This is a genomic window from Acidiphilium sp. C61, assembly GCF_905116885.1.
In the GTDB taxonomy this organism is placed as follows: domain Bacteria; phylum Pseudomonadota; class Alphaproteobacteria; order Acetobacterales; family Acetobacteraceae; genus Acidiphilium.
Window position 1 is genome coordinate 489,536 of sequence record NZ_CAJHNI010000005.1, and the last position, 23,031, is coordinate 512,566.

Genomic DNA, 23,031 nt, shown 5'->3' on the forward strand with positions numbered 1-23,031 from the left:
TCTGAATCTACGGCAGTTCCATGCCGCAATTTCTGTTTGGATGTTGCTCGCGGCACCCATCTGGGCCAGCGGTCAGACCACCGCGTCAAAGGCCGGACACATGACCGCATTCGAACCGATACCAAATTCTGCTTTAACGACTTGAACCCAACGGGCCGTCCACACATGGGATTCAGCTTCGTGCGGCGGCAACGAAACCGGGTGCGGCGACCTGCGACCCGGCGCGCAGAATGGCATTGCGGGCAAGATCGGGGCGATCGGAGATCATGCCATCGACGCCAAGGCCAATCATCCGGTCAAACGCATCGGCGGTGTTGACGGTCCAGGGCAACACGAGAAGGCCGAGCGCGTGGGCCTCGCGGACCTCGTCCTGCTGGAGCGTTCCATGAAACGGCGCCCAGCACACAGCACCCGTGGCGGCAACCGCGCGCGGGAGATGGCCGCCGAATGCTTCTAGGTCGGTGCCGTCAAGCCAGAGGGATGCCGCCTCCAGCGTATCCGGAGCGGTGAGGCAGCAGCGGCGCAGGCCCGGCTCGATGGCGGCCGCTTCCCGCAGCACACGCCAGTCGAAGGCGAAAAGCAGCGCGCGGTCGATTGCGCCGTGGCGGCGAAGCGCGTCGATCATCGCGGCGGCCATGCGGGCGGGAGGGGCAGTGAGGTCGGGATGGTCGGGGAAGGTCTTGATCTCGACCAGAAGGTCGCGTCCCGGCAGCGCCTCGATCACGGCATCGAGCGTGGGGATCCGCGCGCCATCCGCCGGCGCCTGCACGGGATAACGCGCTTCATACGCCGTTCCCGGGCGCAGCCGGCCGACATCGAAGGTGGCAAGCTCGGCGAAGCGGCGTTCGCGGAGCAGCGGGGCGACTTCGAGTGCGAGCCAGGCGCCGGACGGATCGCGCGCGATATCGGGGTTGAGACGCGCATCGTGGTGGACCACTGCGACATCGTCGGCGGTCAGGCCGACATCGAATTCGGCTCCGGTCAGGCCGAGCGCGGCGATCGCGGCGAACCCCTCGATCGTGTTCTCGGGCCGGAGGCCGCGGGCGCCGCGATGGCCGAACAGGGCGATGGAACGTGGCGATCCGGCGGTGCTGATCATGGCGGGTCTTTCAGGTTAGAGTATCATCCGATCAGATGGCGTCATCTGATCGCATGATGCTCTAGGCGGTCTCGGCAGCGTCGACGCGGGCATGGCCGCCTTCGCCCCGGCTGACGCGCAAGCGCCGCGGATGCAGGCGGATCAGGCTTTCGTGATGGGCGATCGAGACGATCTGCATCGCCGGCAGGCGGGCACGCAGCAGGGCAAAGAGGCTGGCGGCCGATTCCTCGTCGAGCGCTGAGAGCGCCTCGTCGAGGAACAGCCAGTCCGGCCGCGCGACCAGTACGCGCGCGAGGGCGAGGCGCTGTTGCTCGCCGCCCGACAGGCGCAGCGCCCAGTTGTCGACATGCTCGAGGCGCAGGCCAAGGCCGCCGAGCCCGACCTCGGCGAGTGCGGCGCGCACGGTTTCGTCGTCCACCTCGTATTCCTGCTGCGGATAGGCAACCGCGCGCTTGAGCGAGCCGAGTGGGAAATAGGGTTTCTGGGGCAGGAACATCGCCGTGCCGGACGGCCGGGCGACGCGGCCGCGGCCGAACGGCCAGATCCCGGCGAGGGCGCGAAAGAGCGTGGATTTTCCGGTGCCGGAGGGGCCGGTGATCACCACCGGCTCGCCGCGCTCGATGGCGAGGCTGGCGCCGTCGAAAAGATGCCGCCCGTCGGGCAGCGAGACGGTGAGATCCTCGGCATGCAGTGCCGAATCCGCAGCCATGGCGACATGGTCGGGCCGGTGCGCGTGCGCCTGTTTCACCGCGCGCTCGAACCCGTCGAGACGCTGCACGGTGGCGCGCCAGCCGACCAACTGCGGATAGGCAGAGACGAACCAGGAGAACGAGCCCTGCACGTTACCGAAGATGTTATTGATCTGCAGCAGCAGGCCAAGGGTGAAAAGGCCGGAGAAATAGCCGGGAGCGGCGATCAGGATCGGGAAGATGATCGCGACCTGGCTGAAGCCGATGGTGAAGAAGTTCAGCGCCTTGGTGCGCTTCATGATCTTCCACCAGTTCAGGTAGATCGCATGGAAGCGCTGCTTCAGGCCGACCCCCTCCTCGGCCTCGCCACCATAGAGCGCGATCTGCTCGGTGTTCTCGCGCACACGGATGAGGTTGAAGCGGAAATCGGCATCGACCTGCTGCTGCTGGAAGCTCAGCGGGATCAGTTTCCAGCCGATCACATGGGTCAGGTAGGTACCGATCAGCGAATAGACGATCGCGATCCAGACCAGGTAGCCGGGGATGACGAGGCCGAGCAGGTGCAGCGGCGGCACCAGGAACCACAGCACGAAGATGAAGCTGAACAGGTTCACGATGTTGGAGATGAAGCTGATGCCGAGGGAGAGATTGTTGGAGACGAAGCTGCGCAGGTCGTCGGCGATGCGCTGGTCCGGGTTGTCGAGCGGGCTGCCGGCCTCGGCCTTCAGGCTGAGCTGATAATGCGCGCGGTTGGTCAGCCAGTCGGCCACGAAATTCTCGGTGATCCAGCGGCGCCAGCGGATTTCCAGCATCTGCTGGAGATAGAAGGCGTACACGCCGACAAGGATGTTCAGCGTGGCGATCTCGGTGAAGCCGGGAACAAACCACGGATAGCCCTTGATCATCCGGTAGGTGAAGATCGACTGCCAGAAACCGGCCGCGTCCTTTGCCTGGAGCGCGTTGTAAAAAATCTTGTACCAGTAGGAATAGAGGACGTTGAGATAGACCGAGACAAGGTTGAGGGCGATGATGGTGGCGAGCAGGGCCAGCGCCGGCCAACGCTCCTTAGAGGCGAAATAAGGCCGGGCGAGGCGCCAGGCATCGGCCAGGGCGGCGATCACCGTGCGCAGGAACCTCATGAACGCGGCTCCGCTGCGCGGGAGATCGCGTCGAGCCAGCGGCGCAGCCGGGCGGCGTTGGCGCCGAAATCCGAATAGCCATAGACCGAGTGAGAATAGAGGATCAGGTCGCTGCCGCCGGCCGGATCGGGGCGGATCGCGGCGGTCACCACATCGGGGAAGTTCGCGACCGGCGTGCGCGCGACCCAGGATTGCTGCATCCGGGCAGGATCGGCCGCGAGCGGATAGGTTCGCGGCTCGGCCGCCGCAACCCGGGCGACGAGCGCATAGAGTGCTGCGGGCGGCAGGGCGTAGCGCGGCGTGTCGAAAGTGGGTTTCGGGGTGAAGCCGGCGGGGGCCGCCAGCGCCTTGTTGGGCGAGGCCGGGAGGACAAAATGCGCGAAATCGATCGGCTCCGGCGGCGCCGCACGCGGGGAACACGAGGCTGAGCAGCAGGGGCAACAATCCAACGGCCATCAGGCGGACTCTCCGGAAGGAAGGGCGGGCAGGCCGAGGCGAATGACGCCCCGCACGGCATCGGGGGCGATCGCCTTGCCCTTGCGCAGGATCACGATGCTGCCCTCGCGGGCAAGATCGACCGCGGTGCGGCGGATGGCGGGGAGGTGATGGCGCCAGGCCTCGGGCGCGGTTTCGCCACGGGCGGTGGCAAGCTGGCGGGCGGCATCGGTCGGGCAGATCGTGGCGCCGGGCCGGCAGGCGGCCAGGGCGCCGCGGATCGCACGGCCGGCTTCGTCGGGACTGGCGGGATGCGGAGCACGAGTCATGCGACCATGTCTGGCGCGGATCGGGCGTTCCGGCAAGCGTCCGGGTGGCGCGGACTTCGCGCGGTCCGAAGCGCGCAGGGCAGATCAGCTGTCGGCCGGCAACCGCGCGCGCAGCATCTCGGCTGCCATGGCGGGCCCGATCCAGGGGCCCTGTACCTCGGCTACTCCAAGCTCACGAGCTTTCTGCAATTCGGTCTCGGTTTCCACTCCGTCGAGCAGGACGGTTACGTCGAACCGGCGGGCGATGTCGATCGCGGCACGGATCAGCACGACGTCCGGCCCGGCCGGATCCGCCACGAGGGCGCGGACCAGCCGCCGGTCGAATTTGAGCCCGCTGAACGGCAGGCGCGACAACAGAGCCAGGCCGCCGAAATCATGGCCGAAGCCTTCGAGGATGACACCGATTCCAGCATCGCGCAGGCTGGCGATCTGCTGCTGCAGATGCTCGCCGCCGATCACGAGATCGGCTTCGTCGATCAGGATATCGAGCCGCTGGAGGTCGACGCCGAGCGGCTCGAAGGCCTGGCGCACGAGGCTGGCGGTGTATCCATCTCCGAGGGTGGCACCGGGAAGCGGGACGCCGACATGCCAGCGCGGCGGCCCGGCGGCGAGTTCGGTGGCGACGGCACGCAGCGTATAGGACAAGATATCGTGACGCAGCATCGATCGGTCGATCCCGCGCAGCAGCGGAGCGACCGGCATCAGGCCGCGGCGGCGGTTCGGCAGCCCGAGCCAGAGATCGGCGCCAACGAACCGCTCGGCGGCGGGGGCGAGGCAAAGTCGCGGCACGTAACGGCGGACGAAACTATCCTGCCTCAGGGCATCGGCGAGGCGGGCCGCCCGCTTGCGCTGCTCGCCAGCTTCGAGACGGCGGAGCGAAGCGCGCTCGCGGCGCTCCGTTTCAGCCGAACCGGACTCCGAAACGCCCGACCGAACCGGCGCAGTGGCAAGTGTCGGCCGAAAGTCCGGTGACTGCGATACACTCAAAAGACCCTACTCCATCGACGCGTCCCATTCAGCGTGATGATGAGGCAGGATGAGTAAAATATACCTTAACGTGACACAATAAATGCGATCTTACGCAGTTTTCCGCGCATTTCAGACACCGATCGTGTCGAGCAGGCGGGTCGTGCCGAGACGGGCGGCGGCAAGCAGGCGAGCGCCGGAGTCGAGTGTTGCGAGCGGTACGAGGCTCGCCTCGTCGACGAGTTCGAGATAGTCGAGGACGAAGCCGCCGGCGGCAAGCGTCTGCCGGCTCGCGGCAAGGGTCGCGCCGACCGGGGCGCCTGCGCGCAGTTCGTCGCGCGCGCGCAGCAGGACACGATGGAGCAGCGGCGCGCGGGCACGCTCAGCGGCGTCGAGATAGCGGTTGCGCGAGGACATTGCGAGACCGTCCGCCTCGCGCAGGGTCGGTCCGACGACGATCTCCACCGGCAGGAACAGGTCGTTCACGACGCGGCGGATGACCTGCACCTGCTGCCAGTCCTTCTCGCCGAAATAGGCGGCGTCCGGCCCGACCTGCCCGAGCAGCTTGGCCACCACCGTCGCAACACCCCGGTAATGGCCGGGCCGGACCGCACCCTCCAGCACGGTGGACAGCCCGGCGACGTCGATCATGGTGGCATCGCCGGGCGGATACATTGTCGCCACCTCGGGCAGCCAGGCGAGCGCGCAGCCGGCTTCGGCGAGGAGCGCGCAGTCGCGCGCGGGGTCGCGCGGGTAGCGGGTGAAATCCTCGTTCGGGCCGAACTGGGTTGGGTTGACGAAGATCGAGGCGGCAACGACGTGGCCGGCCGCGCGCGCGGCGCGCACGAGCGAGAGATGGCCCTCGTGCAGCGCGCCCATCGTCGGCACCAGCGCGAGCCGGGCGCGGCCGCCTCCTGCCAGCGCCGCGCGGGCGGCGCGCAGGTCGTGGAGATGACGGACGATCTGCATGATGTGTCTCCGTGAAAACCGGCTTGTGGCGAGGGTTTTGGGGGAATCCGGCCGCTGCGTCCATGCCCGGCGGCGGAAGGCAGCTCCGCCGGCGTCGGGGACGGTTACACATTCGTGAAACCATAAACTATGCGCGAGCGGCGTGCTGCGAGAGCAGATGCGGACTTTGGAAATCGGTAGAGTAACTATATGTAGCGGTCATGGTACGCCAATCGTCTCCCGCGAAACAGTGGATCGGTCAGGAAATCAGGCTTGGAGGACGGCGCGCCCGGCTCGCCATCGGGCTCGGCATCGCCTCCACCATCATCGCGATCGGGCAGATCGCCTGTGCGGCCGGGTTGCTCGCTGCGGCGATCGCCCCGGGGCGTCTGCCCACCGCGCTGCTCGGGCTCGGCTTCATCACCGCCGCCCTGCTGCGGGCGGGGCTGATCGTCGGCCAGGAACACGAGGCGAGCCGGCTCGGCATCGCCGCCCGCCGGCGGCTGCGCAGCGACACGCTGGGCCGGCTCATGAGTGCCGGGCCGGGGCTGCTGCGCGGGCGGCATTCGGCGGAGCTGTCAATCATCGTGGTCGACCGCGTCGAGGCGATGAACGGGCTGCACGGGCGCTGGATTCCGGCGGCCCGGCTCGCCGCGATTGGGCCGGCGCTGGTGGCGCTCGCCGCCGCGACCGCGGACTGGCGCAGCGGGCTCATCCTCGCCGCGACCGGCATTCTGGTGCCGGTATTCATGGCGATGACCGGGATCGGCACAGGTGTTGCGGCGCGGCGCCAGTTCACCGCGATGGCACGGTTGCAGACCCGCTTTCTCGATCGCGTGCGCGGGATCGCCACCATCGTGCTGGCCGGGCGCGCGGAAGCCGAGGCGGCCTCGCTCGGCCGCGCCGCCGACGAGTTGCGCCACCGCACCATGCGCATCCTGCGCATCGCCTTCCTCAACGCCACGGCGCTGGACCTGCTGGCTGCGGCGGCGCTGGTGGGGATCGCCATCCGCTTCGCCGGACCGCTGCTCGCCGGCCAGGCGGCGCTGGCGCCGACCGCGCTGTTCTGCGTGTTGCTGGTGCCGGAATTCTTTGCGCCGCTGCGTGCGTTCTCGGCGGTGTATCAGGACCGGATGACCGCGCAGACCGCGGCGGAAGACCTGGTCGACCTGCCCACGCCGGAGACGGTGGCGGTAGCGCCGGATGCCGTGCGCACGGTAACGACGCGGGGCATCACGATCGGCTTCGAGCAGGTCAGCTTCGCCTGGAGCGAGGCGCGCGGCCCGGTGTTGCAGGATCTCAGCTTCCAGTTGCCGGCCGGCGAGATGATGATGCTGGTCGGGCCGTCGGGGGCCGGAAAATCCACCATCATCGAGCTGCTGCTCGGCTATATCAGGCCGCAATCGGGGCGGATCACACTGAATGGCGCGCCGATCGAAACGATCGTGCCGGCCGCCCTCGCCCGCATGACGGCGCTAATCAGCCAGCGGCCGGTGCTGTTCGCCGGGACGATCGAGGAGAATATCCGCATGGGACGGCCGGAAGCGAGCGAGGCCGATCTGCTCGAAGCGGCGCGACTCGCGCGGGTGAGCGAGTTCGCCGACCTTCTGCCCGAGGGGCTGGCGACACGCATCGGCGATGGCGGCTATGGGCTGTCGGGCGGCCAGGCGCAGCGGATCGCGATTGCCCGCGCCTTTCTCAAGAATGCCAGCCTGCTGCTGCTCGACGAGCCGACCGCACAGCTCGACCCGGCGACCGAGCGCGAGGTGGTGGACAGCCTCAGGCGGCTGGCGATCGGGCGGACCGTGGTGCTTGCGAGCCACTCCGCCTTCGCCCATGAATTCAGCGGCCGCAAGCTCGATCTCGGCGCCGCGCTGGCGGCTCGGCTCGAAGGGGTGGCATAATGAGGGAGGCTGTCCTCGTACCGCTGCTGCGGGTGATCCTGATCTGGCGGCGGCAGGCACCGGCGATCGCCTTCGGTGCGCTGGTGGCGCTGGCCTCGCTGGCCTCGGGCATAGCCCTGATGGCCGGCGCCGGACACTATATCGCGGCCTCGGCGATCGGCCTTGCGATTGCCGTGCCGGTGGCGCTGGAGGTGACCGGCGTCGCGCGCGTGGTGCTGCGCTACCTGGAGCGGCTGACGACGCATGACGCGACGTTCCGTGCGCTCGGCGCGTTGCGTCTGTGGTTCTATCGCGGGCTCGCGCGAAGTGCCGCCGGCGGGCTTGGGTTCCGGCGCTCGGGCGATGTGCTGGCCCGGCTGGTCAACGATATCGAGGCGCTGGACGGGGTGCTGCTGCGCCTGCTGATCCCGCTGCTCGGCGCCGTGATGCTGGTGCCGGCACTGCTGGTCGTGGTCGGCCAGGACGATACGGCGGCCGCTGTGCTTGTGCTGGCGCTGTTCGCCATCGTCGCGTTTGTGATGCCGTGGCGGGCGATGATCGCGGCGCGCGCGGCCGCGGCGGACGAGACCGAGGCCGGCGGCGCCTTGCGCGTCGCCGTGCTCGACACGCTGACGGGGCTGCGGGAAATCAAGGTTTACGAAGCCGAGGGGCGGATGCTCGCCGGGATGCAGTGGCAGGAATCCCGGCTGTTCCGCGCCGAGCGCGACCTCGCCGCGCGGGGGGCGGCATTGCAGGGCCTCGCCTTCCTCGCCACCCAGGGCGCGCTACTCGCGGTTTTGCTGATCCATGGCGCGCATCCGCTGGCCGTGGTGGTGGCGGTGTTCGTTGTCGTTGCCGCGTTCGAGGCCGTTGGCGGGATGCCGCGTGCGGGCGTGATCGCGGGTCGGGCCTCGGCGGCGGCGACGCGGGTTCTCGAGGCGGCCGAGGCCGCACCGCCGGTGCGCGACCCCGAGCGCCCGGCGCCGATGCCGACCGGCAACGCGCTCGCCTTCGAGCATGTCGGGTTCCGCTGGACGCCGGAAGGCCAGGCGGTGTTCGAGGATCTGTCGCTCGACGTGCCCGCCGGAGCGCGGGTGGCGGTGCTCGGGCCGTCAGGGGCGGGAAAGTCGACGCTCGCCGCACTGGCGCTGAAGCTCGCGGCACCCGAGCGGGGCCGGATCCGGCTCGGTGGGACGGATATCGACACGCTGCGGGCCGACGATGTGCGCGCGCGGATTGCCTGGCTGTCGCAGGCGACGCATCTGTTTGCCGACACGATCCGCAACAACCTGCTGATCGGGCGCGACGATGCCGATGACGAGGCACTCTGGGCAGCGCTGGAGGCGGCGCGGATCGCCGATGTCGTGCGTACGCTGCCGGACGGGCTGGACACCTGGGTCGGCGAACAGGGTTCGCAGTTTTCCGGCGGCCAGGGGCGACGCCTTGCACTGGCGCGGGTGTTGCTGAGCACAGCGCCGATCCTGATTCTCGACGAACCGTGTTCGGGTCTCGACCTCGAGACCGAGCGCGCCTTCCTCGCGACGCTGAACAACACGCTGGAGGGACGGACGGTGCTGATGATCACCCACCGGCTGACCGGGGTGGAGAGGCTCGACAGGATCTACCGGCTGCAGAACGGAAAGCTGACGGCGGCGACAAGATAGGCGCCGCATTGCGGCGACAAGACAGGCTCGCCGCTGAGCTGCGGGGCAGCTCAGGCGACGGCGGCGAGATCCGGCGCGGCGGTGCTGACACGGCGGTAATTCGCGGCGTCGGCGAACAGGCTGCGTAGCAGCAGGTTGTTGAGCCGGTGGCCGGTCCGCGCACCGACAAAGCGACCGCGAAGGGCGGCGCCGGCCAGCGCCAGATCGCCCACCACGTCGAGCAGCTTGTGGCGGACAAACTCGTCCGGGCTGCGCAGCCCCTCGGGATTGAGGATGCTGTCACCATCGACCACCACGGCATTGCCAAGGGTGCCGCCCAAGGCAAGGCCGGCCTCGCGCAGACGGTCGATATCCTGTTTCATGGTAAAGGTACGCGCACGGGACAGTTCACTCGTGAAGCTATCCGGGGTGATTTCGAGCGACAGCGCCTGGCGGCCGATCGCGCCGGCGGGAAAGTCGATCTGTAAGGCCGCGGTGAAGCCGTATTCACCCGAGGCTGCGGGGCGCAGCTCGGCGCAGGCGGCGCCGTCGCTCACCCGGACGGGGCGGCGGATCTCGATGATATCGCGCGGGGCCGCGGTTTCAACGATGCCGGCGCAGCGGATGAGAAACACGAATTCGGCGGCGGAACCGTCGAGGATCGGGATTTCCGGGCCATCGACCTCGATCAGCGCATCGTCGATGCCGAGGCCGGCGAGCGCCGCCATGATGTGTTCGACCGTGCCGATCCGCGCCTCGGGCCGGCGCGGATCGGCGAGGACGGTGCAGAGCCTCGTATCCGCCACGAGGTCGTGACGGGCGGGGATGATGATGTCGAGATCGGTGCGGCGGAAGCGGATGCCGGTACCGGGTTCGGCGGGGACAAGGCGCAGATTCGTCTCCTGCCCGCCATGCAGGCCGATGCCACGGCAGGCGATGGCCGCGCCGAGGCCGCGCCGCTTCACGAGGCTGTCCTGCCCGGCGATGAGGGGTCGGCTGAACGGAATGGCGGTGGACATCATGCGGAGAAAGCCTTGTGTTGAACCCGGGCGCCTGCGACAGGCGCCTTATTGCAGTGCAAACTAGCCCGGGGAGGCTGCGGTGGGAAATCAATGAATATTTCTGATTATTTCGATATAAACCTATGATTTTGTTATTTTCATGGCGTGGCTGACACAATCGGCTCACAACCTCGCGCGGCACGGTTTGCCTTTGCCGGCTGGTTCTGCTTTCAGGAAGGCCGCAGCGCGGCGCCGCCGCGCGAGACCGGGGAACCCATGACTGTCGCACTGATCGTCGCCGCCGGCCGTGGCCATCGCCTCGGCGGCCCCATTCCGAAACAGTATCGCCTGCTCGACGGCGTGCCGATCCTTCGCCGCACGGCGGAGGCATTGCGCCGGCATGCGGCGGTGCGGGCGGTGCGGGTGGTGATCAACCCCGCCGATCGCGGGCTGTATGACGAGGCCATGGGGGGGCTCGGGCTTGCGGAGCCGGTGACGGGTGGCGCCTCGCGGCAGGAATCGGTGCGCAACGGGCTTGAATCGATCGCCGCCCTCGCCCCGGAGACCGTGCTGATCCATGACGGGGTGCGGCCCTTCGTCGATACCTCGACGATCGGCGCGGTGCTCGACGCGCTGGCCCGCGTGCCCGGGGCGGTGGTCGGCGTACCGGTGACCGATACGCTGAAGCGATGCCGCGGTGCCGTGGTGACCGGAACGGTGGACCGGGCGGATCTGTGGCGGGCGCAGACACCGCAGGGTTTCCGCTACGAGGCGATCCTCGGCGCGCACCGGCGGGCGCATGCGGCACATCCGGGCCGGGACTTCACCGACGATTGTGCGGTCGCGGAACTCGCAGGGCTCACGGTTGAAATGGTTCCCGGCAGCGAGGAGAATTTCAAGATCACCACCGAGGCCGACCTGCTGCGCGCCGAGGCCATGCTGCGCGAACGAGGTCGTTTTCTGGCCGTTGCCAGTTAGAGCATCATCCGGTCGGGTGGAGTCATCTGATCGGTTAAAGATGCCCCAAGACCGCCGCCACGCCTCCCCTGCCCTGCAGCGCTTCCGGCTCAGCCGATGCCCGCGGCGGCGATCAGCACCACGCCGAGGCTGACCAGGGCGAGACCAGCCAGCTCGCCGCGCCGTGTGCGCTCGCCGAGGAAAAAATGGCCGACCGCGAGGGTGAACAGGATCTCGATCTGCCCGAAACCGCGCACCAGGGCCGCGCTGGTCAGTGCGAAGCCGGCGAACCAGCAGCCCGACCCGCAGGCGGAGAGCAGGCCGACGGGTGCCGCCCGCCGCCACAGGGTGAAGCATCGGGCCAGTTCGTCGCGGTTTCGCAGCGCCATGACGCCGCCCTGGACCAGGGTTTGCAGCAGGTTGGTGACGGTGAGGGTGAGCACGGCCTTGAGGATGACCGGCGTCGCGGGGCCGAGCGCGAGCGTCGCCCGCCGCAGCAATATGGCGGTGACGGCAAAGCCGAAGCCGGACCCGAGGCCGCACAGAGCCGCGGGCTGCACCGAGGCGCGCAGCAGATCGGCCGGGGAGAGTTTCTGACCGGCAAAGGACAGCGCCAGCACGCCGATCACCGCGAGCATGATCCCGATAATGGCGAGCGGCGGAATCCGCACCCCGAGCACAAGAACCGAGAAGATCACGAGCTGCGCCGCCTCGGTCTTGGCATAGGCGGTGCCGACCACGAAATTGCGATGGGCGAAGGCCATGATCAGCAGCATGGTGCCGAAGATCTGGGCAATGCCGCCGGCCAGGCAATCGAGCAGGAAAACGGGCGGAATCGCCGGCAGCGCGCGGTGCAGCAGGACAAGTGCAGCACCCAGCAGCAGGAGATCCGCTGGCAGCGCGTAAACGAACCGGACGAAGCCGGCCGCCGGGGCGCTGAGCGCGCCGCGCAGCCGCGCCTGCAGCGCCGTTCGCCAGACCTGGAACAGCGCGGCGGCGATGGTCACCGGTATCCAGGCGGGAACGATGCTCATGCCAGGGCCGCGACATGGGCGCAGAAGCGCGCGGCGAGCGCCACGAGATCGGCGACGACCGCCTCGCCGAGCGCGGCATCGGCGCCGGTGGCATCGGCGGTGGCGGAGGCCGGCGCGATCTCGGGATATTCGGCCGGGGCATCGATATCGACTCCCTCGAAGCCGATCGTGCCGAAGCCGATGACGGGGCAGCCGAGCAGGCTGGCCCCCGCGGCAGGCTTGCGGGCGAGATCAGGCCGGCAGGCGTCGGGGCGGAGGCAGAGCGCGATCGAGGCGAGCGGCTCGGCACCATGACCGAACCGCCCTGACGCGGGGCCGATGCGGGCCTGCATCAGGCGGCTTGCGACCTTCCAGAGATAGAACGAGGGGACCACCGGACCGCCGGCGCGACGGATGGCGAGGGTTACCTCGTGCACCAGCGGCGCATTGCCGCCATGGCCGTTGAGGATGACGATGCGATCCAGCCCGTTGCGGCGGAGATCAGCGATCAGGTCGGCGAGCACGGCGCGGAACGTGGCGGGGGCGAGCGCGAGGCCGCCGGGCACGGCGCCGAAATGATCCGCCGCACCGAAGGGCAGCGCCGGGGCCGCGAGGGTCAGCGTGCCGGACTCGGTCGCGGCGCGCGCAATTCGCCCGGCCAGCGCCGCAGCGAGGCGGAAATCGCCCATCGGGGCATGCGCGCCCTGGTCTTCCTGACTGCCCAGCGGCAACAGCACCAGCGGCCGGCGCGGCAGGAGGACACGCAGTTCGGCACTGGTCAGATCCTCGATAGCTGCTTTAAACATTTATTCATCCTCCTGCGGGGGACCATGCTGGACGCAAACGTTGTGCGCTGGCAATGGAATGCATCCAATTTGAGGGAATTTGCATGTCAGGACTGACCCCTTTGCCTGCGCACTCGCCAATGGCTGGAATTGCGCCAGTGATCCTCGCCGGTGGAACCGGGACGCGGCTCTGGCCGGTTTCACGCAAATCGTACCCGAAGCAGTTCTGGCCGCTGGTGTCGTCGCGGACCATGCTGCAGGAGACGGCAGCGCGGGCCCAGGGTGAGCGCTTTGCCCCGGCGATCGTGGTGGCGAACGAGTCGCATCGCTTCATCGTCGCCGAACAGCTGCGCGGCGAGGGCCACGAGGGAACGCGGATCCTGCTTGAGCCAATGGGACGGAACAGCGCGCCGGCCATCGCCGCCGCGGCACTGCTCATCGCCGAGACCAATCCCGATCAGGTGATGTGGATCATGGCGGCGGACGCCTCGATCGCCGATGCGGACTCGCTGGGCCGCGCCCTGACAGTCGCCGCCGCTGCCGCGCGGGACGGGCAGATCGTCACGTTCGGGATGCGGCCGGACATGGCCGAGACCGGCTATGGCTATATCGAGCAGGGCGAGGCCCTGGCCGGGCATGAGGGCGCGTTCCGCATCGCCCGCTTCGTCGAGAAGCCGGATTCGGCGACGGCGGCGAAGCTGATCGCCGACGGGCGGCATTACTGGAATTCCGGCATGTTCGTCGCGACCGCGCGGACCATGCTGGCGGAGATGGAACGGCTCGCGCCAGAAGTCGCGCGCAGCGTGCGGGCGGCGTTCGACGCACGGATCCCCGATCTTGATTTCATCCGGCTCGACGCCGCCGCCTTCCAGAGCGCGCCGGAGATCAGCATCGACTACGCGATTGCCGAAAAGACCGACCGCGCCGCCGTGGTGCCAGCCTCACTCGGCTGGTCGGATGTCGGCTCATGGTCGGCCATCTGGGACATCGCCGAGAAGGACGCAGCCGGCAACGCGGCGCTGGGCGATGCCGTGATCGAGGATTCCGTCGGCTGCTATGTCCGCAGCGACGGCGCGATGACCGCCGTTCTCGGGCTCGAGAATACCGTTGTGGTGACGACGCCGGACGCCGTGCTGGTCGCCCATCGGGACAAGGCGCAGAACGTCAAGCGCGTGGTCGATGCGCTGAAGCGGCTGAAGCGGCCCGAGGCGGAAGAGCACAACCGCGTCTATCGGCCCTGGGGGTTCTATGAGAGCCTGATCCAGGGCGACCGCTTTCAGGTCAAGCGGATCGTGGTGATGCCGGGTGCGAAGCTCAGCCTGCAAAAGCATTTCCACCGTGCCGAGCACTGGGTGGTGGTGGCCGGATCGGCACTGGTGACGCGGGATGCGGAAACGCATCTCGTGCGCGAGAACGAGAGCATCTATCTGCCGCTCGGCTGCATTCACCGGATGGAGAATCCCGGCAAGATCCCGCTGACGCTGATCGAGGTGCAGTCCGGCTCGTATCTCGGGGAGGATGACATCGTCCGCTACGAGGACACGTACGGACGGAGCTGAATTTCGTTCGTGTTCTTGTTTTGTTCTTGACAGCGCGGGTGATTTCCGGTGTGCTGCTCACGAACGGAGCACGAACATGGACATTTTCATACCGCGTGGCCTCCGGCCCGACGGCCGTGGCACCAGGCTTGCCCCACCCAACCGGTTCGAAACCGCGCGCTATGACGCGTTCGATGACGGGTGGGGCACGCTGGACGAGGAGGAGACAGCTCCCGAGACGGTACTGATCCGCGATGCGACGAAATCGATAATCAGCCGCAACGAGAGCCCGGATCTTGGCTTCGATCGCGGGCTCAATCCCTATCGGGGTTGCGAACATGGCTGCATCTACTGCTATGCGCGGCCGACCCATGCGTGGATCGGCCTGTCGCCGGGTCTCGATTTCGAGACGAAGCTGGTGTTCAAGCCCGAGGCGGCGTCGCTGCTCGAGCGCGAGGTGTCGCGCAAGGGCTATCAGCCGGCGACGATCGTGCTTGGCTCGAATACCGACCCGTATCAGCCAGTCGAGCGGCAGCTGCGGCTGACGCGCGCGGTGCTGGAAGTGCTGGAGCGGTTCGGCCACCCGGTTGCGATCGTCACCAAATCGGCCGGGGTATTGCGGGATGCCGACATTCTGGCGCGGATGGCGGCGCGCAACCTCGCCCGCGTGCATCTCTCGGTGACAACGCTGGATGCGAGGCTCGCACGGGCGATGGAACCACGCGCGGCGACACCTTCACGGCGGCTCGATGCGATGGCCGGTCTCAAGAAGGCGGGGATCCCGGTCGGCGTGCTGGCAGCGCCGATGATTCCGGGGCTCAACGATCCCGAGCTGGAGCGGATTCTCGAAGCAGCAGCGCGAGCGGGCGCGTCATCCGCCAACGCGATCCTGCTGCGCCTGCCGCACGAGCTGGGCGCGCTGTTCGAGGACTGGTTGAACCGCACCATGCCGGATCGCGCGGCACATGTGCTCGGCCTGATCCGCCAGACCCGGGGCGGCGCGCTGAACGACGCCGCCTTTGGCAGCCGGTTTCGCGGCACCGGAGCCTATGCCGGGCTGCTGCGCGCGCGCTTCGAGCGGGCGGCGCGCCAGTTCGGGCTGAGCGAGACGCCGCCGCCGCTCGATTGCGGCCAGTTCGCGAAGCCGCGCGCGAGAGACGCTGGGGCGCAGCTCTCGCTGTTCTGAATCCCGCCCCGCCCAAGTCCAGCGGCCCCGGCGTCAGGCGCGGCCGAGACGCTCGGCACCACCGCCGCGAGCGGGCAGCGCGGTCGGGTCTTCCTCATCCTCCCCCAGATCGCCCACCAGGGTTTCCGTGGTCAGGATCAGCTTGGCGACCGAGGCGGCATTGCGCAGCGCCGTGCAGGTGACGCGGACGGGATCGATGATCCCGGCATCGTACATGTTCTGGAACGTGCCGATGGCTGCATTGTAGCCGAAGCCGCCATTCACCGCCGAAACCTGGGCGATGACATGATCCGGATCGCCACCGGCATTGGTCACGATGCGCCAGAGCGGGCGGGTAAGGATGGAGCGGACGAGCTTCACCCCTTCCGCGACATCGCCGCTGGCGCCGGCCAGAACCTCGTCGAGGACCGGCCCGATCTGCGCTAGCGCGGTGCCACCGCCGGCAACCACACCCTCCTCGCTCGCAGCACGCACGGCGGCGAGCGAATCCTCGATCAGCTGGATCGTGCGCTTCTGCTCGACCGGCGTCGCCCCGCCCGCATAGAGGATCGCGGTGCCGCCTGAAAGTTTCGCGAGGCGCTCGCGCAATTTGTCCTGCTCGATGTTGGGAGGCGCGGCATCGTGCATCCGCTGGACCTGCGCCCGGCGCGCAGCGATCGCGGCCGTATCGCCGGCGCCGCCGATGATCGCGGTGTGGGTCGCACTGGTACGCACCCGCTCGGCAGCGCCGAGATCGGCTTCGGTGACATCCTCGACCCGGCCGCCGAGATCGCGGGCGATGACGCGGCCGCCGGTGATGATGGCGATATCCTCCATCATCGCCTTGCGCCAGTTGCCGTATTCGGGCGGATGGACGACAAGGTAGCGGCCGGGTCCGTCGCGCCCGAGCAGGCTGACGACGACCTCCGGCGCCACCTCCTCGGCGATCACCAGCAGCGGGCGGCCAACCCCGGCGGCAAGCGCACGCGCCGCATCGAGCGCATGGGGATCGCGGATCTTGAGATCGGTCATCAGGATCAGCGGCCGTTCGAGCACGGCTTCCATCTTCTCCTGATCGGTCACCATGTGATGCGAGATATAGCCGCGATCGAAGGACATGCCTTCGACGACCTCGAGCGTGGTGGCCGTCGTCACGCTGAAATCGGTGGTGATGACGCCCTCGGCGCCGACGCGCGCGAAGGCCTCGGCCACCAGCGCGCCGAGATGCGGCTCTGTCGCGGCGATGTTGGCCACCGCGGCGAGCATGCCGTTGCCGGACGCAGGCCGGGCGGCCGCCTTGAGGGAGGAGGCCACACGCTCGACCGCGAGATCGATCCCGCGGATGAGATCGACCGCGCGAGCGCCGCGCTCGCTGGCCTCGACGCCGGCCTGGACGAGCGCATTGGCCAGCACAATCGCGGTGGTGGTGCCATCGCCCGCGAGTTCGTTGGTCTGCATCGAGACCTCGCGGACAACCTGCGCGCCCATGTTCTCGAACCGGTTCGGCAGCTCGATCTCCACGGCGATGCTGACGCCATCGCGCGTGACCATCGGCGTGCCGATCGGCCGGTCGATCATCGCATTCATTCCCTTGGGTCCGAGCGTGGGCTCGACGGCCGCCGCCAGCCGGCCCACACCGCGGGCCAGCGCACGCCGAGCTTCAGAATTATGCAGAAGCAGCTTAGCCATTTTGTCTCCCTTCGGCCGGACGGCCGGCGTGCTGCGTGGACTGGAGCATCATCCGATCAGATGGAGTCATCTGATCGGATTAAGACGCTCGGCTTGTTCGTATGATAGAGCACGACATCCGATCCAAAAGGATCGGAAAGTGCTCTAGCCTATTCCGCGGCGACCGCGAGCGGCGCTGCCGCAAGCGCTGCCTTCTTCGCCGCGATGTCGATGCCGTAGAGCTTCGCGGCATTCAGCCCGAGGATCTTTTCCTTGATCGCGGGGGTGAGATCGACACCGCGCTCCTGCTTCACATCCTCCGGCAGCTCGAAGTTCCAGAATTTCTCGACCAGCCAGCGCGGCGTCCAGATCGCGTAGTCGGAGCCGAACAGGATGCGGTCCTCGCCGAGCCAAAACAGCAACTCGCCCATGATTTCGGCGAAGTAGCGCGGCCGGGAGTGGATGAAGGGGAGAACGACGGCGAGCCCGCCATAAACATTGGGCTCCTGCACCGCGATCCAGCAGAAATCGTCGATCCGGGGCTGGCCGCAATGCTCGACGACCCAGTTGAGATTGGGGAAGTCGGTCGCGGCGTAATCGACGTCATGGACGTCGAAGGCGTCCTTGCTCAGCGGGATGATGGTCGGGCCCTTGTGGACGTGCATGTTCCTGATGCCGAGTTTCTCGCACAGCTCGAAACATTTGTAGGCCTCGGGATCGTTCAGCCGCCAACCGCGGGAGGCACCATTCCATTCGGCGGTGTAGAGTTTCACACCCTGGATATTATATGTTTCTTTCATGTAATGAATATATTCGAGCGCCTTCTCGCCATCCCGCGGGTCGAACGCGCCATTGACGATGAAGCGCTCGGGATAGCGGGCGGCGACGTCCGCATTGCGTTCGATCGTATTGAAACCGGTCTTGTAGAAATCCTTGAGGTAGGTCGACTGCACGATCGCGACATCGTCGGGGCCGTCGATGAAAAGGTCGCGATAGAGATCATCGGCGCTGTATTTCTCGAATTTCTCCTTCGGCCACAATTTGTCGGCCGGGCTGAGCGCGTTGTGATAAGCGAAAAAGCACTCGATGAATTGCTTGCCGTGAATGTTGCTCTGGTTCGCCGGGCTGCCGTCCCAGAAATGGGTGTGGCCGTCGACGATAAAGATTTCCTTGCCCTCGGGCGTTACGAACATTGTTTTCCTCCACGTGTTGATTGCTTGCTGGGCGGCGCGCCACGCGGGGTGCGCGGGCGCGCCGGCGTGCCGCGGTTCAGATGTATTCGAAGACGTCGTCCATATTGCCGAACAGGATCACGGTGTTGTCGTCGACGCGGACCATGCGGCCGTAATGCGTCGAGGTGTTGACCTCGAAGATCTCGGCCGTCATGTCACGGCCGAGATACTCGCCGATCTCGTCCATCTTGAAGATCAGCTTGCCGTGGCCGTCGATACGGATCAGGGCGGGCTGGTAGGTGACGGTGACGCCGGGCTTGTCGCTCATGAATTCGGCGATGGCGCGGGCCTCGACCGAATCGTTCATGGTGACACCGCACTGATCCGAGATGGTCTGCTCGAAGGTGATGTCCTTCATCTGCTTGAAGATGGTCGAATGGGTCGCGTCGCGTGCTGCTGTTGACATGATGTTATTTCCTGTGCGGGGCGTCAGGCGAGGCCGAGTTCGCCGAGGATCTTGCCGATGCGCTCCTGCGATTGCGCCCTGACATCCTGGAACGAGACGGGTTTGGAATGGGGCATCGACCAGATCGGTTGCAGGCCGAGGGCCGCCTTGTCGGCGAGGGCGCGGTGCTTTTCGAGCCAACCATGGAGGATGGCCCGGTTCTCGCCGCCATGTTTCTCGTCGTTGGCGAGGAGGTAGATGAGGTCGATCGTGTTCGCGAGGTTGCGTTCGTAATCGGCCTCGGCGGCGGAGATCACCGGCGGGGTAACGAAGTCGTTGTTGGCGGCGGCGACCTGCATCAGGAAGCCGGAGCGGAACAGCTCGCCCACCAGGGGTTCGAAGATGATGTTGATCGCGAAATACTGCTCGAGATAGTCGCTCGAGCCCATGATCGTCTCGACCGCCTCGCGCGTACCCTGCCAGATCGGGTCCTCAAGCCAGGCGATCTTGCCAAGCTCGTCGTTCCAGCCGGGAATGTCCATGCCGATTTCGGCGAGGTAGAGCGTGATGTCCTGCGCGAGGCGCATCTTGTAGGAGGAGTTGGTCAGCGTCGCGTTGTTGATCATCTGGGTGTAGCCGTAGCGCTGCGCCTGCATCAGCGAGGTGCCGAGGCCGAATTCGGCGTGTTTCCATGCGCCGAGATGGGCTTGCAGGATGCGCTGCCAGGCCTTGTCGAAACTGGCCGGCGCGCCGGCGCGACGGGCATTGGCAATGACGCTCTGTACCATCGTCTCGATGCGGGACTGGCGCTGGTAGTGCGTGCGTTCCCATTCCTGGTCCGGCGCGCGGAAAGCATGCCAGTTGCTGCTTTTCAGCGCCGTGGCGTCCTTCACATAAGCGCCCTTGCCGTTGGCGAAGGAGATGATCCAGTTCTGGATCAGGTAGCGCTCGGGATCGGGCTGAACATCGACCGTGACGTCTTCGTAATGGGTGGCACGCTTGCCGCGCGGCTCGAAATAGCGGTAGCGGCGGCTGTCGGAATCCGCGAAGATCGCCGCTCCCGCGGCACCCGATCCGACTGAACTCGACAAGGCTGGCATGGTGTCTCTCCCTGGTTTCGGTTGGTCCGTGCGGCGCGCGATCAGTGACCGGCGGGCACGGGAACGCTCGAGGATGTGGTGAACCTGTCAAAGAAGACGCGATCGCTTTCGAAGCCGTTCATGAACAGCACCGGCTGCAGCGCATCGATCATGGGTGGTGGCCCGCAGGCATAGACGTCGCCCTCGCCATCGATACCGAGCGCCTTCAGCCGGGCATCGACGCATTCATGCACGAAGCCGCGTTCGCCCGCCCAGCCGGCATCGAAGCTGGCGTGCGAGAGAACGGGGATGAATTCGAGCTCCGGATGGCGTTCGGTGAGTTGCGCGATGCGATCGAGAAGGAACAGATCCTCCTGCGTGCGCGCGCCGTAGAAGAAATAGACCGGCCGGCTTTCGCCGCTGGCGAGATGGTCGTTCAGGATCGACCAGATCGGCGACATGCCGGAGCCGGCGCCGACGAGGATCAGCGGTCCGGTTCGTCCCTCCCGCCGGAAGCAGGTGCCGTAGGGTCCGGTGAGGGAGATGTCGGCGCCGATCCTGATTCCGCCGCTGTCGAGCTCGCCGGAGAATTTTCCTTCGGGGTATTTTTTGATGATGAAGGAGAGGCTTTGGGCTTGGTCCGGCGTATTTGCCATGGAAAACGAGCGCGTAATCGTCTCCCCTTTTTCCGTGGTGACGGTGATGTCGACATATTGTCCGGCCCAGAACTTGATCGGGGTGTCGAGATCGATGGTGATTCCGCGAATGTCGTGCGTCAGCCGCGTAATCCCGCCGATGCGGCCGCGGAAGGTGCGGACCGCGATCGCCCGCGCCAGCACCTCCTCGTCGTAGTTGAGGAGTTCGACCTCCATGTCCGAATAGGCGATCGCGCGGCAGAGCAGGATATGGCCGCTGTCGCGTTCCATGTCGTTCAGCGCGAAGGTCGAGTATTTCAGCATGTCGACCTCGCCGTCCGTCAGGATGCACTTGCAGGCCGAGCACTGGCCCTCCTTGCAGCCATGCGGCAGGGCGATGCCCTGGCGGAAGGCGGCGTTGAGCACCGTCTCGCCATCCTCGACCTCGAACTCGACCCCGACCGGCTCGAGCCTGACCGTATGCGTGCCACCCATCTGGCCGATCTCCCGAAAGTCCGTCACGCGCCCGCGGGGTGACGGAGATATCGCGTTGAGAAGGATGCGGGAGCCGGGGCGAGCGGCTCCCGCGCAGTCCGCCGTGTCAGTTGAACGGCGTGATCGTGAAGCCCGCGCGATATTCGGCGATATGCTTCGCGCGATCCTCCGGGCTCATCTCCCGCAGCAGGGTGAGCGGCGAGAGGAGGGTGTGGCCGCGCACGTCATCGAGCGTCCACAGTTCGCTATCGTCGAAGCGCAGGTGCGGCTGAGGCACCAGGGTCTTGCCGTCGGAGCGGACGAAGTTCAGATCCTTGATCGCATCCGCGAGATCCCAGCCATGATAGACCGTCTCCCACTCGCGCTTGCCGCTGAAGCGACCCATCGCGGGCGTCGGGCGGCCCTGATACTCGTCGGCGAAGGCCTCGACGGCGGTCCAGCGATCGAGCTCGTGGGCGAAGGTGTGCAGCTTGCCGTCGATCTCGTCGACCACAATGTCCTCGCGGATCAGGCAGGGGACGAGGCAGCTCCAGCAGCGATGCGGATAGACGTAGCCGACGTCCTCGTTGAAGGTGATGACCTTCTCGCCGCGATGGCTGAGCTTGTCGTACCACTTCCAGAAATCGCCGAACTTCGCGTACCAGCCAGGATATTTCTGCTCGAACCACTCGAAGTCAGCCTCGCGCTGGGCCTCGATGCGCCAGAAATTCACCGGCCAGCCAACGGCGAAGAACTGGGCGACGTGGTGGACGTACAGCTTCTCGGTCAGGCGCTTCCAGGCGGCCTGGACGTCGTCGTGATGCACCTTGATGCCGTATTTCTCGAGCGGCAGCATGTAGGTGCGGTAGTAATCCTCGAAGATCCAGCGGTGCCACATCTCCGCGTAGGATTCCTTCGACTTGTCGCGATTGGTGGTGCCATATTCGATGAAGGTGCCAATCGCGGCATCGACGATCGCGTGGTTCTGCCAGAAGGCGTAGCGCAGGTCGCGCTCGAGCAGGAGGTGGTTCTCCGGCTCCTTGAGGGCTGCCATCAGCATCGAGTGCCCGTTGCCGATATGCCGGCTCTCGTCGGACTGCACCGAGAGGAAGACGGTCGGCAGCGCGTAGTCGCCATTGCGGGCGGCCTCGGAGGGCATGGCGACGAACAGCGTGTTGGTGAACGCGGTCTCAGCGACCACGGTGAGATACATGCAGGCGGCGGTCATCGTGTCGCCGGTGATGAAGCCCTCGCCGAACTGGCGGCCGATCGTGGTCGCGTAGCATTTGCCGAAGGCTTCCTCGGTAATGTCGAAGCCCGCCGGGTCGATGTAGTTTTCCATGTACCATTTCTTGAGGTTCATCTGGATGGTCGAGTGACGGAACTCGTCGACCATCTGCATCGTGAACCCGGTACGCAGATCCTCGCCCGGCGCGAGGCGCGCGACCATCGCCATCGAGCGCGCCGCGGAGATTTCCGGGAAGGGGATGATCGCGAGGAACAGCTTCATCCATTCGACCCAGCGCGGCTCGACATTGCGGAACATGTCGCCGCGCAGTGCCGCATCGAGCGCGCCGTAGACGCGGTTGTCCTTCTCTTCCTGCATCGGGAAGTAGGAGCGCAGCACCTGCTTCATCGGATCGCGCGGTGCCTTGGTGATCTTGTAGTCGGTCGGGTAGGTCATCGCCTCCTGGACATAGGTCGGATTCCACCCGAGATCGGAAATCTTCCTGGTCGCCTCACCGACGGATATGCCGCGCTGCGAGGTGATCTTGTTGAGCGTCAGGGACGTCATGTCTTAAAACCTCCACCTTGTTTGCGCCGCGGGTCCCGTGACCCGGGCGGAAAGCGGCGCAATGCCGCCGTGCGAGTTTCCAGGCGGCGGGTGCCGGAGTTGCGGCCGCCTGCCTGCCGGATCCCGGCAAAGGTCTTCGAACGATCCTGATCGGTGACGGTGAAGTGCCGCGC

Annotated in this window: 20 protein-coding genes; 5 read left to right on the plus strand and 15 right to left on the minus strand. The window is 66.8% G+C overall.

Annotated elements, in window-relative coordinates; all coding sequences use genetic code 11:
- Nucleotides 1–172: 172 nt before the first annotated feature.
- The 6 genes from HUW10_RS05080 to panC all read right to left on the minus strand — a co-directional run bounded on the left by HUW10_RS05080 (nucleotide 173) and on the right by panC (nucleotide 5,626).
- The gene (locus HUW10_RS05080) at nucleotides 173–1,099 is read right to left on the minus strand and encodes a glycerophosphodiester phosphodiesterase (RefSeq protein WP_174502516.1); all 927 of its coding nucleotides are present in this window, start codon (nucleotides 1,097–1,099) and stop codon (nucleotides 173–175) included.
- A gap of 61 nt (nucleotides 1,100–1,160) precedes the next feature.
- On the minus strand, nucleotides 1,161–2,927 hold the full coding sequence (locus HUW10_RS05085; protein WP_174502517.1) for an ABC transporter ATP-binding protein/permease: 1,767 nt from the start codon (nucleotides 2,925–2,927) through the stop codon (nucleotides 1,161–1,163).
- Nucleotides 2,924–3,376 (minus strand): DUF1499 domain-containing protein, encoded by a 453-nt coding sequence (locus tag HUW10_RS05090; RefSeq protein ID WP_236656221.1) that lies wholly within the window; start codon nucleotides 3,374–3,376, stop codon nucleotides 2,924–2,926. The genes HUW10_RS05085 and HUW10_RS05090 overlap by 4 nt, the downstream gene beginning before the upstream one ends.
- Nucleotides 3,377–3,382: 6 nt before the next feature.
- Complete coding sequence (locus HUW10_RS05095; RefSeq protein ID WP_174502518.1) at nucleotides 3,383–3,691, minus strand: DUF3253 domain-containing protein; 309 nt, start codon at nucleotides 3,689–3,691, stop codon at nucleotides 3,383–3,385.
- 84 nt (nucleotides 3,692–3,775) lie between these two features.
- The gene (locus HUW10_RS05100) at nucleotides 3,776–4,678 is read right to left on the minus strand and encodes an EAL domain-containing protein (RefSeq protein WP_174502519.1); all 903 of its coding nucleotides are present in this window, start codon (nucleotides 4,676–4,678) and stop codon (nucleotides 3,776–3,778) included.
- A 111-nt stretch (nucleotides 4,679–4,789) separates the two neighbouring features.
- A complete protein-coding gene (gene panC, locus HUW10_RS05105) occupies nucleotides 4,790–5,626 on the minus strand; it encodes a pantoate--beta-alanine ligase (protein ID WP_174502520.1) in 837 nt (278 codons plus the stop codon).
- Between the two features lie 200 nt (nucleotides 5,627–5,826).
- Here panC and cydD point away from each other — a divergent pair, with 200 nt between their 5' ends.
- Together cydD and cydC are read left to right on the plus strand one after the other, a co-directional pair.
- Entirely contained in the window at nucleotides 5,827–7,509 is a 1,683-nt protein-coding gene (gene cydD, locus HUW10_RS05110; RefSeq protein ID WP_174502521.1) for a thiol reductant ABC exporter subunit CydD, read from the plus strand.
- Nucleotides 7,509–9,152, plus strand: coding sequence for a thiol reductant ABC exporter subunit CydC (cydC, locus tag HUW10_RS05115; RefSeq protein ID WP_174502522.1), 1,644 nt, complete (start codon nucleotides 7,509–7,511; stop codon nucleotides 9,150–9,152). Before cydD ends, cydC begins: the two co-directional genes overlap by 1 nt.
- Nucleotides 9,153–9,202: 50 nt before the next feature.
- On the opposite strand, the gene lpxC is transcribed toward cydC, so the two are convergent.
- Nucleotides 9,203–10,150: a UDP-3-O-acyl-N-acetylglucosamine deacetylase gene (gene lpxC, locus HUW10_RS05120; RefSeq protein ID WP_174504747.1), complete on the minus strand. Its 948-nt coding sequence runs from the start codon at nucleotides 10,148–10,150 to the stop codon at nucleotides 9,203–9,205.
- Nucleotides 10,151–10,408: 258 nt separating this feature from the next.
- Here lpxC and ispD point away from each other — a divergent pair, with 258 nt between their 5' ends.
- On the plus strand, nucleotides 10,409–11,110 hold the full coding sequence (ispD, locus tag HUW10_RS05125) for a 2-C-methyl-D-erythritol 4-phosphate cytidylyltransferase (RefSeq protein ID WP_174502523.1): 702 nt from the start codon (nucleotides 10,409–10,411) through the stop codon (nucleotides 11,108–11,110).
- Nucleotides 11,111–11,199: 89 nt separating this feature from the next.
- Here the strand turns inward: ispD and HUW10_RS05130 are convergent, their stop codons facing one another.
- Both HUW10_RS05130 and HUW10_RS05135 read right to left on the minus strand, forming a co-directional pair.
- Complete coding sequence (locus HUW10_RS05130; RefSeq protein WP_174502524.1) at nucleotides 11,200–12,123, minus strand: DMT family transporter; 924 nt, start codon at nucleotides 12,121–12,123, stop codon at nucleotides 11,200–11,202.
- Complete coding sequence (locus HUW10_RS05135) at nucleotides 12,120–12,908, minus strand: creatininase family protein (protein ID WP_174502525.1); 789 nt, start codon at nucleotides 12,906–12,908, stop codon at nucleotides 12,120–12,122. The genes HUW10_RS05130 and HUW10_RS05135 overlap by 4 nt, the downstream gene beginning before the upstream one ends.
- 119 nt (nucleotides 12,909–13,027) lie before the next feature.
- Here HUW10_RS05135 and HUW10_RS05140 point away from each other — a divergent pair, with 119 nt between their 5' ends.
- Both HUW10_RS05140 and HUW10_RS05145 read left to right on the plus strand, forming a co-directional pair.
- Nucleotides 13,028–14,446 carry a mannose-1-phosphate guanylyltransferase/mannose-6-phosphate isomerase gene (locus HUW10_RS05140; RefSeq protein WP_174502526.1) on the plus strand — a complete coding sequence of 473 codons (1,419 nt, stop codon included), beginning with the start codon at nucleotides 13,028–13,030 and terminating at the stop codon, nucleotides 14,444–14,446.
- Between the two features lie 76 nt (nucleotides 14,447–14,522).
- Nucleotides 14,523–15,611 carry a PA0069 family radical SAM protein gene (locus HUW10_RS05145; protein ID WP_174502527.1) on the plus strand — a complete coding sequence of 363 codons (1,089 nt, stop codon included), beginning with the start codon at nucleotides 14,523–14,525 and terminating at the stop codon, nucleotides 15,609–15,611.
- Between the two features lie 33 nt (nucleotides 15,612–15,644).
- Here the strand turns inward: HUW10_RS05145 and HUW10_RS05150 are convergent, their stop codons facing one another.
- From HUW10_RS05150 to HUW10_RS05175, 6 genes are all read right to left on the minus strand, one after another.
- Nucleotides 15,645–17,279 carry a molecular chaperone GroEL gene (locus HUW10_RS05150; protein WP_174502528.1) on the minus strand — a complete coding sequence of 545 codons (1,635 nt, stop codon included), beginning with the start codon at nucleotides 17,277–17,279 and terminating at the stop codon, nucleotides 15,645–15,647.
- Nucleotides 17,280–17,428: 149 nt separating this feature from the next.
- Nucleotides 17,429–18,451, minus strand: coding sequence for an amidohydrolase family protein (locus tag HUW10_RS05155; RefSeq protein ID WP_174502529.1), 1,023 nt, complete (start codon nucleotides 18,449–18,451; stop codon nucleotides 17,429–17,431).
- Between the two features lie 76 nt (nucleotides 18,452–18,527).
- Nucleotides 18,528–18,896, minus strand: coding sequence for an MmoB/DmpM family protein (locus HUW10_RS05160; protein WP_174502530.1), 369 nt, complete (start codon nucleotides 18,894–18,896; stop codon nucleotides 18,528–18,530).
- Between the two features lie 23 nt (nucleotides 18,897–18,919).
- A complete protein-coding gene (locus tag HUW10_RS05165) occupies nucleotides 18,920–19,975 on the minus strand; it encodes an aromatic/alkene monooxygenase hydroxylase subunit beta (RefSeq protein ID WP_174502531.1) in 1,056 nt (351 codons plus the stop codon).
- Nucleotides 19,976–20,016: 41 nt separating this feature from the next.
- The gene (locus tag HUW10_RS05170) at nucleotides 20,017–21,084 is read right to left on the minus strand and encodes an NADH:ubiquinone reductase (Na(+)-transporting) subunit F (RefSeq protein WP_174502532.1); all 1,068 of its coding nucleotides are present in this window, start codon (nucleotides 21,082–21,084) and stop codon (nucleotides 20,017–20,019) included.
- Between the two features lie 106 nt (nucleotides 21,085–21,190).
- Nucleotides 21,191–22,858: an aromatic/alkene/methane monooxygenase hydroxylase/oxygenase subunit alpha gene (locus tag HUW10_RS05175; RefSeq protein ID WP_174502533.1), complete on the minus strand. Its 1,668-nt coding sequence runs from the start codon at nucleotides 22,856–22,858 to the stop codon at nucleotides 21,191–21,193.
- Nucleotides 22,859–23,031: the final 173 nt, after the last annotated feature.